The sequence below is a fragment of the Halomonas sp. SL18_1 genome, from assembly GCF_055755715.1.
In genome coordinates, this window is the sequence record NZ_JBVTRK010000001.1 from 3396057 (window position 1) to 3409838 (window position 13782).

General features: G+C 65.9%; 15 protein-coding genes and 5 pseudogenes. 3 read left to right on the top strand and 17 right to left on the bottom strand.

Annotation, left to right across the window (positions count from 1 at the left end):
• Positions 1-50: 50 nt before the first annotated feature.
• The 17 genes and pseudogenes from ACSJDS_RS17275 to ACSJDS_RS17355 form a co-directional block, all read right to left on the bottom strand.
• Positions 51-1815 (bottom strand): annotated as a pseudogene (locus ACSJDS_RS17275) (SulP family inorganic anion transporter).
• Positions 1816-1818: 3 nt separating this feature from the next.
• The gene (locus tag ACSJDS_RS17280; RefSeq protein ID WP_473034310.1) at positions 1819-2250 is read right to left on the bottom strand and encodes a protein tyrosine phosphatase family protein; all 432 of its coding nucleotides are present in this window, start codon (positions 2248-2250) and stop codon (positions 1819-1821) included.
• 22 nt (positions 2251-2272) lie between these two features.
• Positions 2273-3138: pseudogene (locus ACSJDS_RS17285) on the bottom strand (MBL fold metallo-hydrolase).
• A gap of 120 nt (positions 3139-3258) precedes the next feature.
• On the bottom strand, positions 3259-4167 hold the full coding sequence (locus ACSJDS_RS17290; RefSeq protein ID WP_473034311.1) for an MBL fold metallo-hydrolase: 909 nt from the start codon (positions 4165-4167) through the stop codon (positions 3259-3261).
• A 78-nt stretch (positions 4168-4245) separates the two neighbouring features.
• Positions 4246-4893, bottom strand: a complete 648-nt coding sequence (locus ACSJDS_RS17295) for a peroxiredoxin (protein ID WP_473034312.1) — start codon at positions 4891-4893, stop codon at positions 4246-4248.
• A 200-nt stretch (positions 4894-5093) separates the two neighbouring features.
• Positions 5094-5285, bottom strand: a complete 192-nt coding sequence (locus tag ACSJDS_RS17300) for a YgaP family membrane protein (protein ID WP_473035060.1) — start codon at positions 5283-5285, stop codon at positions 5094-5096.
• A gap of 88 nt (positions 5286-5373) precedes the next feature.
• Complete coding sequence (locus tag ACSJDS_RS17305) at positions 5374-5850, bottom strand: DsrE family protein (RefSeq protein WP_473034313.1); 477 nt, start codon at positions 5848-5850, stop codon at positions 5374-5376.
• Between the two features lie 73 nt (positions 5851-5923).
• Positions 5924-6511 carry a rhodanese-like domain-containing protein gene (locus tag ACSJDS_RS17310; protein WP_473034314.1) on the bottom strand — a complete coding sequence of 196 codons (588 nt, stop codon included), beginning with the start codon at positions 6509-6511 and terminating at the stop codon, positions 5924-5926.
• Between the two features lie 212 nt (positions 6512-6723).
• Entirely contained in the window at positions 6724-8133 is a 1410-nt protein-coding gene (locus ACSJDS_RS17315) for an MBL fold metallo-hydrolase RNA specificity domain-containing protein (protein ID WP_473034315.1), read from the bottom strand.
• 60 nt (positions 8134-8193) lie between these two features.
• A complete protein-coding gene (locus ACSJDS_RS17320; protein ID WP_473034316.1) occupies positions 8194-8628 on the bottom strand; it encodes an O-antigen ligase family protein in 435 nt (144 codons plus the stop codon).
• Positions 8553-8846: a hypothetical protein gene (locus ACSJDS_RS17325; RefSeq protein WP_473034317.1), complete on the bottom strand. Its 294-nt coding sequence runs from the start codon at positions 8844-8846 to the stop codon at positions 8553-8555. Before ACSJDS_RS17325 ends, ACSJDS_RS17320 begins: the two co-directional genes overlap by 76 nt.
• Positions 8798-9445: a hypothetical protein gene (locus ACSJDS_RS17330; protein WP_473034318.1), complete on the bottom strand. Its 648-nt coding sequence runs from the start codon at positions 9443-9445 to the stop codon at positions 8798-8800. Before ACSJDS_RS17330 ends, ACSJDS_RS17325 begins: the two co-directional genes overlap by 49 nt.
• A 27-nt stretch (positions 9446-9472) precedes the next feature.
• The gene (locus ACSJDS_RS17335) at positions 9473-9916 is read right to left on the bottom strand and encodes a DUF4214 domain-containing protein (RefSeq protein ID WP_473034319.1); all 444 of its coding nucleotides are present in this window, start codon (positions 9914-9916) and stop codon (positions 9473-9475) included.
• The gene (locus ACSJDS_RS17340) at positions 9861-10145 is read right to left on the bottom strand and encodes a DUF4214 domain-containing protein (RefSeq protein ID WP_473034320.1); all 285 of its coding nucleotides are present in this window, start codon (positions 10143-10145) and stop codon (positions 9861-9863) included. Before ACSJDS_RS17340 ends, ACSJDS_RS17335 begins: the two co-directional genes overlap by 56 nt.
• 92 nt (positions 10146-10237) lie before the next feature.
• Positions 10238-10318: pseudogene (locus ACSJDS_RS17345) on the bottom strand (DUF4214 domain-containing protein); the annotation flags it as partial.
• A 254-nt stretch (positions 10319-10572) separates the two neighbouring features.
• Positions 10573-11151, bottom strand: a pseudogene (locus ACSJDS_RS17350) (trypsin-like serine peptidase); the annotation flags it as partial.
• A gap of 113 nt (positions 11152-11264) precedes the next feature.
• Complete coding sequence (locus ACSJDS_RS17355) at positions 11265-11486, bottom strand: DUF6447 family protein (protein WP_473034321.1); 222 nt, start codon at positions 11484-11486, stop codon at positions 11265-11267.
• A 166-nt stretch (positions 11487-11652) separates the two neighbouring features.
• Between ACSJDS_RS17355 and ACSJDS_RS17360 the strand changes: the two genes are divergently transcribed.
• From ACSJDS_RS17360 to ACSJDS_RS17370, 3 genes and pseudogenes are all read left to right on the top strand, one after another.
• The gene (locus ACSJDS_RS17360; RefSeq protein WP_473034322.1) at positions 11653-12888 is read left to right on the top strand and encodes a FlgO family outer membrane protein; all 1236 of its coding nucleotides are present in this window, start codon (positions 11653-11655) and stop codon (positions 12886-12888) included.
• 236 nt (positions 12889-13124) lie between these two features.
• Positions 13125-13325 (top strand): annotated as a pseudogene (locus tag ACSJDS_RS17365) (phage tail protein); the annotation flags it as partial.
• A 118-nt stretch (positions 13326-13443) separates the two neighbouring features.
• Positions 13444-13746: a hypothetical protein gene (locus ACSJDS_RS17370; protein WP_473035112.1), complete on the top strand. Its 303-nt coding sequence runs from the start codon at positions 13444-13446 to the stop codon at positions 13744-13746.
• Positions 13747-13782 lie beyond the last annotated feature (36 nt).

Genomic DNA, 13782 nt, shown 5'->3' on the forward strand with positions numbered 1-13782 from the left:
TACATTCCTCCCAATCGGTGCGGTGTTGCACAGTCAAACAGAGCGGTCTTTCAGACAGGTTCGATAGGCGCCCCGCCCGGCTGGCCGCAGCGAGCCCCCATGCCCGGCTCGGCCCCGTGCAGGGTTCGCCAGGCGTCATAGGTGCTCAGAAATACCCGGCCGGTGAGCTCCCGGCAGAAGTCGGTATGCTGCAGCCGGTCCATCACCGGCCCCTTCACCTCGGCGAGATGCAGCGAGACCCCGGCGTCCTTGAGCCGCGCGCCGATCACCTCCAGGCTCTCCAGCGCCGAGGCGTCGATGACGTTGACCGCCTGGCAGGCCAGCACGATGTGCTCGAGGCCCGGCTGGCGCGCGGCCAGCGCCATCACGGTGTCTTCCAGGTAGCGGGCGTTGGCGAAGTAGAGGCTCTCGTCGACCCGCAGGATGGCCAGCCGCTCGTCGGTCTCCACCGCATGGCGCTGCACGTTGCGGAAGTGCTCGGTGCCGGGCACCCGCCCCACCACGGCGCTGTGGGCGGCTGCGTATAGTCGAGATGCAGCGCCAGCGACAGCCCCACCCCCGCCACCAGGCCGCTCTCGACCCCGCTGCCCAGGGTGACGGCGATGGTCACCAGCATGGCCGCGGCGTCGCAGCGGGAGTAGCCCCAGGTGCGGCGAATCGCCGGCAGGTCCACCAGCGACAGCACCGCCACGATGATGGTGGCCGCCAGGGTGGCGATGGGCAGGTAGGCGATCAGCGGGGTGAGCAGCAGCGCTGCGGCAGCGATGCCCACGGCGGTAAAGGCCCCGGCCGCCGGCGTCTGGCGCCGGCATCGAAGTTGACCACCGAACGGGCGAAGCCGCCGGTCACCGGCATGCCGCCGGTGAAGGAGGCGGCGATGTTCGAGGTGCCCAGGCCCACCAGCTCCTGGTCGGGATCGATGCGCTGGCGACGCTTGGCGGCAAGCGTCTGCCCCACCGACACCGACTCCACGAAGCCGATGACGCTGATCAGCAGTGCCGCCATGAACAGCTCGCGCCATAGGTCGAGCTCGATGCCGGGCAGGGTCAGCGGCGGCAGGCCCGCCGGCACCTCGCCCACCACCGCCACACCGAGCGCGTCCAGCCCCAGCCACCAGGTGGCCAGGGTGGTCACCGCCACCGCCAGGATGGGGGCCGCCTTGGTGAGCATGTCCGCCGGCCGCGCCGGCACGCCCAGCGCCATCAGCCCGCCCTTGAGCCAGCGCCGGGCGGCATAGAGGAAGGCCAGCACGGAGACGCCGATCACCAGGGTCGGGGCGTTCACCTGCCCGAGGTTGGCGGCCAGGCTCCCTCCCACTTCCAGCAGGTTGTGGCCGGCGGCCTCCACCCCCAGCACGTGCTTGAGCTGGCCGGCGGCGATGATCAGGCCGGTGGCGGTGATGAAGCCGGAGATCACCGGGTGGCTGAGAAAGTTGGCCAGAAAGCCCAGCCGCGCCACCCCCATCAGGGTGAGGATCAGCCCCGACATCAGCGCCAGCACCAGGGCCGCGCCCAGATATTCCGGCGTGCCCTGGGGCGCCACCTGCCCCACCGCTGCCGCGGTCATCAGCGAGACTACCGCCACCGGCCCCACCGCCAGAGTGCGGCTGGTGCCGAAGATCGCGTAGATCACCAGCGGGGCGATGCTGGCGTAGAGCCCGACTTCCGGTGGCAGCCCGGCCAGCATGGCGTAGGCCAGCGACTGCGGGATCAGCATGATGGTGACGATCACCGCCGCCAGCAGGTCGCTGCCCAGGGTCCGCCGACCGTAATGCGGGAGCCACTGCAGAATGGGGAGGTAGCGCTTGGGATTCATCGCTCAGCGTTTCCCGGCGGCTTCCAGCAGCGGGCGACGCTCCTCCAGGTCATGCCCGGCGGCGCGGGCCGCGGCCAGCAGCGCCGGGATATCGCAGCTCTCGCCCTGGCTGCGGGAATGAGCCCAGAGGTGGACGGCGCGCTTGCCGGTTCGACAGAAGGCCAGGATCGGCGTGGGCAGGCTCTCCAGCGCCTGCCCGAAGGCCGCGATGTCGGCCTCGCTGTACTCGCCCGGAGTGACTGGGATGCAGCGCCACTCAAGGCCGAGCTCGGAGGCCCGCGCGCTCAGGGCGCGATCGTCCGGGTGATCCTCGGCCTCGCCGGGGCGACGGTTGCAGACCACCGAACGGAAGCCGCGCCGGGCGACCTCCTCGAGATCGGCGGGGGTGATGGCCTCGGTGATGGCGAAGCCGGGTTCTAGTTCATGGATCTGCATGGAATCTTGTCTCCTGGGCCACTCAGAACTTGTTGATCGGCACTTTGAGATAGACCTGGCCGTTGTCCTCGGCGGGCGGCATGTGGCCCGCGCGCATATTGACCTGCACCGATGGCAGGATCAGCCGCGGCATGTCGAGGGTGGCGTCCCGCTCGGTGCGCATCTTCACGAACTCTTCCTCGCTGATGCCCTCGTGCACGTGGACGTTGAGGCGACGCTGCTCCTCCACGCTGGTCTCGTGCTGGTAGGTCTCGCGGTCCGGCGCCTTGTAGTCGTGGCACAGGAAGAGACGAGTCTCCCGGGCAGGGCCAGCACCTTCTGGATGGAGCGGTAGAGGGTGCGGGCATCGCCGCCGGGGAAGTCGCAGCGGGCGGTGCCGTAGTCGGGCATGAAGAGGGTGTCGCCGACGAAGGCGGCGTCACCGATCACATAGGTCAGGCAGGCCGGGGTATGACCGGGAGTGTGCAGCACCCGCCCTTCCAGGTTGCCGATGGCGAAGGTGTCGCCCTCCTCGAACAGGCGGTCGAACTGGCTGCCGTCCCGGGCGAACTCGGTGCCGGCATTGAACGCCTTGCCGAAGACATCCTGCACCACGGTGATCTTGGCACCGATGCCGGTCAGCCCGCCCAGCTGCTCGTGCAGGTAGGGCGCGGCCGAGAGGTGGTCGGCGTGAACGTGGGTCTCGAGGATCCACTCGACCTGAAGGTCATTGTCGCGCACGAAGGCGATGATCTCGTCGGCGGAGCGCACGTCGGTACGCCCGGCGGCGTAGTCGAAGTCGAGCACCGAATCGAGGATGGCGCAGGCCCGGCTGTCGGGGTCCTGCACCACATAGCTAAAGGTGTTGGTGGGCTCGTCGAAGAAGTGGGTCACGATAGGCCGGGACATGGCTGACAACCTCCGTCATGGTGAGTCGCAGACGCTGCGTGCTAGGACCAGCATAGCTCAACCAGAGTTCTAAGAATAGACTATATTGCTATATGAGGCGCGCCAGCCAAGCGCTGGCCGCTAGTCCCAGGCGGCGCCCTCCAGGGCATCCAGCGGGATCTTGAGATAGCGCTTGCCATTCGCCTCGGGCTCCGGCAGGCGACCGCCCCGGGTATTCACCTGAAGGGCATGCAGGATCAGCTTGGGCATCGGCAGCTCGCTGTCCCGCGCCTCGCGCATAGCCACGTAGTCCGCCTCGGCCACCCCGGCCAGGTGAGGGTTGCGGCGGCGCTGCTCGCCCACGCTGCTCTCCCACTCCGGCTCGCGTCCTCCCGGCATGTAGTCGTGCCCGGTGAACAGCCGGGTATCGTCCGGCAGCGCCAGGATCGCCTGGATGGAGCGCCACAGCTGATGGGCGTCACCGCCGGGGAAGTCGGCCCGGGCGGTGCCGAAGTCCGGCTGGAAGAGGGTGTCGTGGACAAAGGCGGCATCGCCGATCACGTAGGTGATGGACGCCAGCGTATGGCCCGGCGAGAACATCACCCTGGCTTCCAGCTCGCCGATGCGGAAGGTGTCTCCGTCGACGAACAGCTGATCCCACTGCCGGCCGTCATCCGGGAAGTCGGGCCAGTGGTAGATACCCTTCCAGAGCGCCTGAACCCGGGTGACATAGCCACCGATGGCGGTGGGAGCGCCGGTCTTCTCGGCCAGATAGTGGGCGGCGGAGAAGTGGTCGGCATGAGGGTGGGTGTCGAGGACCCACTGCACATCGAGGCCCTGCGCCTCCACATAGGCGAGCAGCTCGTCGGCGTGATGGGTGGCCGTGGCACCGGACTTCTCGTCGAAGTCGAGCACCGGGTCGATGATCGCGCAGTGTCGCGTTGCCGGGTCGCTGACCACGTACTGGACGCTGAAGGTGCGCGGGTCGAAGAAGCCGGCCACGTCGGGGCTGCCGGCACCACGGCTGCGGGAGAGAGAGAAGGTCTTCATGCTCGGCCTCCTTACGTTGGAGAGGGGGCTTCTGGCCAGATAGCCCCGGCGCGCTGCCGGGGCCAGATGGAGCTCGATTCAGAGCGCCTTCTTGCAGAAGTACCAGTCGGTGTACTCGTAGCCTTCGCTGGCGCGCGCCTCGGCGTCTTCCATGGTGGCGGGCGGCGGCACGATGACCGGCTCGCCGGGCTGCCAGGCCTCCGGCGTGGCCACCCCGTGGGCATCGCTGGTCTGCAGCGACTTCACCAGGCGCACCACCTCGTCGACGGAGCGACCGTTGGTCATCGGGTAGTAGAGCATGGCGCGCAGCACCCCCTCCGGGTCGATGACGAAGGTGGCACGTACCGCTGCGGTGTCGCTGGCACCGGGCTGAATCATGCCGTAGGCATTGGCCACCTTCATGTTCAGGTCGGCGATGATCGGAAAGGGAATCTCCACGCCGAAGTTCTGCTTGATGCTGCGCGCCCAGGCGATGTGCGAATGCACGCTGTCCACGGACAGGCCAAGCAGCTCGGTGTTCAGCGCCTTGAAGTCCTCGGCGCGAGTGGCAAAGGCCGAGAACTCGGTGGTGCACACCGGAGTGAAATCGGAGGGGTGGGCAAACAGCACCAGCCACTTGCCCTGGTAATCGGCCAGGGACTTCTCACCATGAGTGGTCTTGGCGGTGAAATCCGGCGCCGGGCGGTTGAGCTGGGGCATCACGGGCTGCTGGGTCGGGTTATCCATCATGCATCTCCTTCAGGCGTGGTGGTGAGCGGGCCTCACCTCGATTACGGTTATAATGTTATTCTAAAAGTGGATATCATGGCCAATTGAGCCTGACGATGATCACGATAGAAAACCTAACCCCTGATCTGAAAAAGAAATGGCGCCACCGCCGTAAAGCGATGACGCCATCGAGAGAGCAGGCCCTTGCCCGCCTCAGACTACTTCTTCAGCTTGCAGGTATTGATACCGAGCAGCCGATAGGCGGGGCAGAAGTTGAACAGCCCGGTCGCCAGGGGCAGGATGCCGATCCAGCCCCAGGCGCCGATGACACCGGTGATCGCCAGGCCGATCAGCAGCGCGCCGATCACGATGCGGGCGATCTTGTCGGGCCCACCGACGTTGCTTTTCATTTCCATGAGGACTCTCCTTCATGGCCTGGCGCCGCCCCGCCCGACGATGCGCTGTTCGTCAGCGGCTCGGCAGCGCCGGCACAGGGCTTCAGAAGCTGTAAACGGGGATGGACGGATCGCGCATCATCTCGGCCATGGGGCCGGGCGCGGCGATACCGACGCCTTCACGCAGATCGCCTTCCTCGTGGTCGCTGTTGGGCAGGTAGATGGCGCAGACATCCACGTTGGCGCCCTCGCCCATCAGCATCTGCATGATGCCTTCCGGCGTCACCTGATCCATGGGATGGCCCGGCGGGGTATTGATGCCTTCACTGCTGTAGCCCTCCACGGCCAGGTCGCCGGCGGCGTCGCAGAGCAGGATGTGCAGCTGAGTGCCCTGCTGCTGCATGGCGTTGGAGAGAATCATCGCCATGCCCTGGGTCTGCAGCGAATCGCTGGTGACAATCACCAGTGCCCGGTCGTCGTCATGGGCATGGTCGTCGCCGTGGCTATCGGCCAGGGCAACGCCGGAAAGGCCGATGGCAGTAGCCGCGGCGGCCAGGGTCAGGGTCGTCTTGATGGTCATACGATCACCTCTTCACTCTAGGGGTTCGGCCCGCCCCGAGCCGGGGCGGTGCGGATCACATCTCGGCTGGCGCTCAGTGGGTCGGACGCCAGGCCACTTCGGGGTCGATCTCGTAGCTCCACGGCAGCCCAGAGTTGCGCCAGCCATTCACGGCACGCACGCCCTGGGAGTCGCCTTCCTGGAGGGTGCTGCCCTCGAAGCCGTCGTTAACGGAGTAGACCTGACTGAAGCCCAGCTCGGCGATCACGTCGGCCCCCGGCGCGCTGCGGGTAGCGCCGGAGCGGCACATCACGATGATGGGATCGTCCTCAGCCACGCCCAGGGCGTCGAGACGTGCCTTCACCTGCGCCTCGAAGCCGGTGTTGCGCACCATCGGCCAGGTCTTGGCCTCTTCATCGAAGCTGTTGCGATCGGCCACAACCCAGGGCACATGGATGTCGGTGGGTTCGGCGAAGCCGGTGAACTTGATCTCGATGGGGTCGCGCACATCGATCAGCACGGCCCGCTCGTTCTCCTGCATCAGCGCATAGGCCTCGGCTGCGGAAACGTAGAGCCCCAGCTGGGTCTCCCGGTAGGCCGGCGCATCTTCGGCCAGCAGCGGCGTCGCCACCAGGGTCATCGCCATCAGCGAGGCGCCACCAAGCAGTTTACGGCACATCATCATAAGGACCTATTTAAGTTCTAAGCAAATAACCTAATGTCATTTGCGAAGAATAGCGCCTCCTGCGCCGGCCTGCATGCGACAAATTGTCTCGATTTGACAAAAATCAATCTTGCCAACGTAATGCGCTGCTCCTTTTCGAGCCAGAAACCGCGAAGCCGGCCTCGAGGGCCGGCTTCGCCGGGTGGGAGCAAGCGGGAGGAGAGCGCCGCTCAGAGCGGCACCGTATCACCATAGGCGGGAATCTCGGCGGTGATATCGGCCTCGGCCAGGACCGCCTGAAGCGCCTGCTGGGCGCCGGGCTCGCCGTGAACCAGATAGAAACGCGGGCGGTGGCGGAAGGCGCCGGCCCAGCCGATCAGCTCCGTCTGGCCCGCGTGGGCCGAGAAGCCGCCCAGGGTGTGGAGCTTCGCCTTCACCGGCAGCATCTCGCCCAGCACCTTGACCTGCTCGGCGCCATCGACCAGGGAGCGCCCCAGGGTACCGGCAGCCTGAAAACCGACGATTACCACCCGGGTGCTGGGCCGGGCCAGGTTGTAGCGGAAGTGGTGGGTGATGCGCCCACCGTTGCACATGCCGGCCCCGGCGATGATGATGGCCCCACCACGAATGCGGTTGATGGCCATCGACTCCTCCACGGTGCGGGTCATGCGCAGGATCGGCAGGTACTGGCGGGTGTCGCCGCTGGCCGCCTTGTTGAGCACCTTGAGATCGTCGGCGTCCAGCGCCTTGCGCGCCCGGTGGTAGAGCTCGGTGACCTTGATCGCCATGGGGCTGTCGAGAAAAACCATCTGCTGGCGCAGCCGCCCTTCGTGGTAGAGCACGCTCAGGTGGTAGAGGATCTCCTGGGTGCGCCCCACCGCAAAGGCGGGAATCAGCACGTTGCCGCCCGCCTCATGGGCCTGCTCCAGCACCTCGGCGAACTCGTCGATGGTCTCCTCCAGCGGGCGGTGGTCGCGGTCTCCATAGGTGCTCTCCATCAGCACCACATCGGCATCAAAGACCTTGCCGGGGTCGCGCATCAGCACCGAGCTGGGATTGCCCAGATCCCCCGAGAACACCAGCCGCTTCTGCTGGCCGCCTGAGGGAACGGCGAGCTCGACGATGGCCGAGCCGAGGATATGCCCCGCATCGCGGAACACCAGCGTCACGCCGCCGGGCAGGTTCACCGGCTGGCCGTAGGGATGGGACTCGCACAGCGCCAGGGTTCGGGCCACGTCATCCAGCTCATAGAGAGGCTCGATGAGCGGCTTGTCGTTGCGCCGGCGCCACTTGTTCTCCCACTCCACGTCCTTGGCCATGATGAAGGCAGCGTCCTGCAGCATGATCTCCAGCAGGTCGCGGGTGCCGCGGGTACAGTGGATGGGGCCGCGATAGCCCTCGCGCACCAGCTTGGGCAGAAGCCCGGAATGGTCCAGGTGGCCGTGGGAGATCACCACCGCGTCGAGCTCCCGGGCCAGCCTGCCGAAGGGCCTGGCGTTGGCCTCGTCGGCATCGCCGCCGCCCTGGTGCAGCCCGCACTCCAGCAGCAGCTTCTTCGAGCCGGTGTCGCCGTCGGTCTCGATGAGGTAGCGCGAGCCGGTGACTTCCCCCACCGCGCCCTGGAAGGTCAATGTCGACATGGGGTTTCGTCCTTGCCCGTGGCTTGATCATGCCTTAAGCATAACGGACAAGGGCAGACGCTACACCGTCGAGCCTTGCGCCAACCGCAGGTCGACGGTCTTTGCCCGGTAGCTGCCCCACAGTACCGCCAGCCAGAAGCCGTAGATCATCACCCCGCTGTTGTGCGACAAGAACACCTGCGTCAGGCCGAAATCGATATACGCGACGGGCAGGATCACCCCCGCCGCCGCCAGGGACCTGAGCTCCATATCGCGAGCATGCAGCTGACGCACGAACAGCTTCATGGGCAACAGGTACAGCGCCAGCAGCATCGCCAGCCCCAGCAGCCCCCGCTTGGCCAGCGTATCCAGAAACTCGTTGTGTGCGTGGTCGTAGATCAGCACCCCGGAGTCGATGATCTCCTGATCGGCCAGCCCGCTCATGGCCTGCTGATAGTGGCCACTGCCAACGCCCAGCCAGGGCGCCTCCAGAGCCAGCCGGCTGGCCCCCGCCACATCTCGAAGCGCGACCCGACCGAGGTGACCCGGTTCTCTCCACTGACATAGCGGCTGATATCATCGACGGCCTGGTGAACGCGCTGCTGCACGCCAACCTGCGGCACCGCATAGGCTACCGTGGCCCCGCCGATCAGCGCTGCCACCAGGGCCAGCTTCGCGGTGCGGGTCAGTTCAGCTCCGTAGCAGCGATAGAGCACCCCCAGGATGACCGGCACGCCGATCCAGCCGCCGCGGCTACCGGAGAACAGTGACCCAGCACGCCACCCAGGGTACCCAGCAACAGCAGCGCCACCCATAGGCGGCGGCGCGGCTGCACCGCCGCCCAACCCAGCCCGGCGAGGCACAGCATGCCCATCAGCATGCTGATATTGCCGAACTGGATCGGGTGAGTGAACGCTTCCACTCTCTGCACGCCCTGCACCAGGCTTTGCCACCCCGCCATGCTCCCGGCCAGTACCGCCCCCAGCGCGAGCCCCGACCATAGCCAGGCCAGCCTTGGCGGGTAAGCCACCACCAGCAGTAAAACCGGCACTGCCAGAAGAATGCGGCTCGGCCGATCGATGCTGCTCGACCCGGCACCGCTTACGGCTGCCTCCAGCATGCTATACACCGCAAATATCGCCATGGCCCCAATCACCAGCCAGTCCTGACGGCCCAGCGCCAGACTTGGCCGCCTGACCAGCAGCACAGCGCTACCCAGCAGCAGCATCACCGCTCCCACGGAATAGCCGCTGGGCACTACCAGCCCCAGACCACCCAGCAGCAATACCGCCAGGCTGGTGTAGGCGTTCCAGAATGCATCGTTTCTCAACATGTCACCTTGTCTCTGGCGGGGCCGACCTTAACCAAACAGATACTCATCGAGCGGTATCGGCTCGCCGACCAGTCCACCGTGATAGTGCTCCAGCATGAAGTCATCGACCGGGCCACGACTGGCATCGATGAACTCGGCCGACTCGGTGAACGCAAGCGCCAGATCACCGAAGCCGAGTTCATCACTCTGCACTTCGGCCAGCCAGTAGGCGTAACCCGGCGCATCCGGCTCACGATCGAGCACATTCTGATAGAGCGCCTCGATGGCCTCTTCCGGGGTTGGCTCGAGCATGCCGCCCAGAAACTCATCGCTCACGAAGAATGCCCCGGCGACATCGGCCAGCGACGCGCCCTGCTCCACCTCACCCTGCCAGTAGTCGAACCCATCGCGATCCGGCATGCGGTCGAGGATGCCGCTATAGAGCCGCACGATTGACTCGGCCGACTCCCGGGCGCTCTCGAAAGCGGCCACGTCGAAGCCCAGCTCGGCGGGATCGAGGCGCTCCAGATTGGGGCCCCGAAAGCATCAGCTTCGCCCCCTGGACCAAGGAGTGGGAGGATGCCGCGTACTCATCGGAGGCGGTAAAGGCCAGCGCCAGCTCCACCGGCTCCAGGCGACCGCTTTCCAGCTCACCCAGCCAGTAGTCGCGCCCCCCGGCATCGGGCTCGCGCCCCAGCACATGCCGATAGAGCGTTTCCACCAGAGCGGCCTCGCCCCGCCCTGGGAGGCCAGCTGCTGAGCGAACTCAGCAGAGTCGAGAAAGCCCTGCGCCAAGTCGACGAGCGAATGGCCGTCATTGAGCTGGCTGACCCAGTACTCCGCCCCGTCTCGATCAGGCGCACGGCCCAGCAGGCCGGTATAGAGACGCACCACCGGATCGATGACGCTCTCCAGATCGGCATAGGCGAAGAAGGTCTCCGTCTGGACGATTTCCTCCGACAGGCCCGGGGAAGCTCCCAGCCTTCGGAGGCAAGCCGTATCATGAACGTCGCCAGCGCCTCCTCGGCCTCGCTCGGAACGGCGGCTTCCCTCAGCTCGGGCGGCAGCAGATGGTCGTTGCCGGCCATCCAGGCCTGAAGCGTATCGTACTGCGCCTGCACGCTAACGGCCCATGAAGAGGTCGACACCACCCCCACCAGCATCGCCTGGCCGTTGTCGTCGTACCAGATGGGCCCCCCGCTGTTACCGGGACTGACATCCAGCGCTTCGATGTCCAGCACCCCATAGCGGGCATTGTCACCGACCCAGCCGCGGTCCTCGATGAGACGCGGCCCACTGGCATCGGCATAGCGGCCGGGATAACCGGCAAGATGATACGCCTCTCCCGCCGCGTAGGGCCCCAGGGTAAACCAGCCGGTCTCCAGGCCCAGGGCCTTATCGAAGCCCAGCAGGGCCAGGTCATCCTGGCTCTCTTGCACGGTCAGCCTCCCCGACGTGGCCGGCTCCAGCTGGTAATACTCGGCATAGTGGGCCGCATGGCCGCTTGCCGGATCGATTCGGCCATCGTGCCCCGGATAGACCGTCACCTGCTCGGCCATGCCGCCATTTTCAGGGCTGTAAACCACGTGCGCCGCCGTCAGGACATCGTTGATGCCCACCACGGCGCCCGAGCCGGAGACCCGGGTGCCATCGGGAAAGGTTGCCTCCACATAGGTGACGGCACTGTAGGGAAAGTTGGTGCTCTCATCGGCTACGAAGGTTGTCATGAGTCCCCCTGGAGCATGGCACTGGTCACGTTTCCCGGGCAGACAGCACGGCGGGGTGCCATGGGCACCCCGCCGTCACGCTCCGCCAGGATGGCTGGCCTCGGCCCAATCGCTCAGTGAGCGGTGGCTTCGGCACCCTCGAGCTCGCGCTTGAGCGCATTGGCATAGGCGGCACGCGCGGTCTGGGCGATGGCCAGCTGCTGATTGAGGCGCGCGACCTCCTGGTCGGTCACACGCAGGTTCATCAGCTGATTGCGCGCCTCTTCGCTGAGCTGATCCACGGCATACTCCTTGCCGTCGATGGTCACGGTCTGATCCTTGCGCTGCTCTGCCATAGTAGAGACTCCTGATATCGGGATAGCCATGGGAAAGTCGCTATCGTAAAAGGTTGGCATGATACCCCATTCCAAGAGCCTGACACAGGCCGTGCAGGCTAAAGAATCCCGGCCGGCGGCCGATATAGGGCCTAACCTTCCAGCTTGCAGAAATAAGGATGTCAGCTTGCGCCTCATTACCCTTGCCACGGCCCTGGCCGCCGGCCTCCTGCTGGCCGGCTGTACCCAGTACCACAGCGCCCAGGCGCCAATCGCCACCACCTATCCCTACAGCGAACAGCAGCGCATGCAGGCTGCGCATCACTGGGGTATTCTCGCTCGGCATGAAGCCAACGGCATCCTGCGCAGCGAGCGGCTGCGCCTGAAGAGCCTGCATCTTCCAGACGCCGAGCCCCATGCCAGCGGCGAATTTGCTCGAGGCTTTCGCACCCTGCTGACCAGCGAGCTGGTCACCCGCGGCGCCCATGTCACCACCCAGCCCGGCTTCAGCGCCGAGGTTCATGTCGACGTGGAAGTCATCAGCCACCGCGACCGCAGCTTCATCCGACCGCCGGTGGGCGCCTTTACCTCACTGGCAGCCGGCATCGGCGTGGCCAACCTGGGGCTCAACCACTGGAGCCGCCCCGCCGTCGGGCTGATCCCGGCCGCCGCCATCACCGCCGACGTGGCCAGCGGCAACTGGACCTACACCGGCAACGAGGAGGTGATCATCACCACCCAGGTGATCGATGGGGGTACCATCCTGTATTCGTCCTCGAATCTCTACTACATCAACGCCGGCGACCGCCGCCACTACGCACCGCATCGCATCCCCGCCCAGAGCCCGTTCCTGCCATCACCGTCACCGACAGCTGGTAACGCCATGAAACGCCTACCCTCACTCCTGGTCATCCTGCTGCTTTCGAGCCTGGTACTGCTCGGCGGCTGCAGCAGCAACGGCCCCGTCGAGCCGCCCGAGCCCGAGCTTGACGAGCTGATCGACGAAGCCGCCCAGCGCATGCTGGACGCCAATCCGGACCTGACCCGCTACAGTCCGATGATTGCCGCCACCTTTGTCAGCATCGACAACCTCTCGCAGTCCTCCACCCTGGGGCGCATCGGCTCGGAGCTGTTCGCCTCGGCGCTATCCCGCGCCGGCATGCAGGTGCGCGAGGTGAAGATGCGCGACAGCCTCTACATCGAAGAGGACATCGGCGAGCTGATCCTGTCCCGGGAAGTGCAGCGGCTCAGCCAGGCGCACAACGCACGCTCCATCCTGATGGGCACCTACGCCCAGGGACAGAACACTCTCTACCTCAGCGTGCGGGTGGTACGCTCGAGCGACGCCATGGTGCTCGGCAGCACCAATCTCGCCGTGCCACTCAATAACAACCTTCGCGCCATGCTCGGCGGGGGCTGGTAGCGCAGCAGCATGCCTCCTTTCCCGAGAGGCTTCGCGACTGAAATGAAGGGGCATGGTCAAGCGCCTTGCCCCTGGCGCGAGCGCAAGTGATCCCAAGGTGATCCGTAAGCGAAACCCGTAACGACGTAGATTGCATTCACCGTTGTGAATCCAATGTACATGTCGTTCGGAGCTTACCGATGCCAACGCCCAAGCAACCGCTCACCCTGCTCACTGCCGCCGCCGGCCTGCTCATCATGGCCGCCCCTTCGGCCCAGGCCTGCAGCTCGGAGCCCTACATAGGCTCGGTCTGCGCCACTGCCGCCGACTTCTGCCCCTTGGGCTACAAGCCAGCCGCCGGCCAAGTGCTTCAAGTCTCTGAATACAATGCCCTCTTCGCTCTGCTTGGCCCAAACTACGGGGGCAACGGCCATACCACCTTCGCCTTGCCCGACCTGCGAGGCCGCAGCATGGTGGGCACCGGCCAACGCCCAGGCGGTCAATCCGTAGAGCTCGCTCAGCAGCGCGGTGAGGAGGAGGTCACGCTCACCGAAGCGCAAATGCCCAGCCACACTCATGGCGTCTACTACGATTCCGGCACCTTCAGCGGCAAGATCGTGGCCACCACCTCGGAAGGGGGACACAAGAACACCGACATCCGACAGAAGGCTCGGAAAGCTGAGCGGTGGACGCAACGACAACCTCTATTCCGAGAGCGACGACAACCTGGTCGAACTCCAGGGCGTGGCGATCCAGCAGGAGGGCGCCCACGTCGACATTCGACCTGCCGGTCACAACTACCCCTTCAGCAACCTGCCGCCACAGCTCGGCATGACCTACTGCATCGCCGTTCAGGGCATCTTTCCCCAGCACAACTGATACCGGGATGATCCGGTCAGCCCAGCCAGAGATCGG

What these genes read in the sequence shown, in the direction of transcription:
- ACSJDS_RS17310 (WP_473034314.1), bottom strand. Translation starts at nt 6,511, where the DNA reads ATGATGTGCCGTAAACTGCTTGGTGGCGCCTCGCTGATGGCGATGACC.
- ACSJDS_RS17295 (WP_473034312.1), bottom strand. Translation starts at nt 4,893, where the DNA reads ATGGATAACCCGACCCAGCAGCCCGTGATGCCCCAGCTCAACCGCCCG.
- ACSJDS_RS17300 (WP_473035060.1), bottom strand. Translation starts at nt 5,285, where the DNA reads ATGAAAAGCAACGTCGGTGGGCCCGACAAGATCGCCCGCATCGTGATC.
- ACSJDS_RS17290 (WP_473034311.1), bottom strand. Translation starts at nt 4,167, where the DNA reads ATGAAGACCTTCTCTCTCTCCCGCAGCCGTGGTGCCGGCAGCCCCGAC.
- ACSJDS_RS17330 (WP_473034318.1), bottom strand. Translation starts at nt 9,445, where the DNA reads ATGTTGAGAAACGATGCATTCTGGAACGCCTACACCAGCCTGGCGGTA.
- ACSJDS_RS17355 (WP_473034321.1), bottom strand. Translation starts at nt 11,486, where the DNA reads ATGGCAGAGCAGCGCAAGGATCAGACCGTGACCATCGACGGCAAGGAG.
- ACSJDS_RS17370 (WP_473035112.1), top strand. Translation starts at nt 13,444, where the DNA reads ATGGCGTCTACTACGATTCCGGCACCTTCAGCGGCAAGATCGTGGCCA.
- ACSJDS_RS17315 (WP_473034315.1), bottom strand. Translation starts at nt 8,133, where the DNA reads ATGTCGACATTGACCTTCCAGGGCGCGGTGGGGGAAGTCACCGGCTCG.
- ACSJDS_RS17305 (WP_473034313.1), bottom strand. Translation starts at nt 5,850, where the DNA reads ATGACCATCAAGACGACCCTGACCCTGGCCGCCGCGGCTACTGCCATC.
- ACSJDS_RS17280 (WP_473034310.1), bottom strand. Translation starts at nt 2,250, where the DNA reads ATGCAGATCCATGAACTAGAACCCGGCTTCGCCATCACCGAGGCCATC.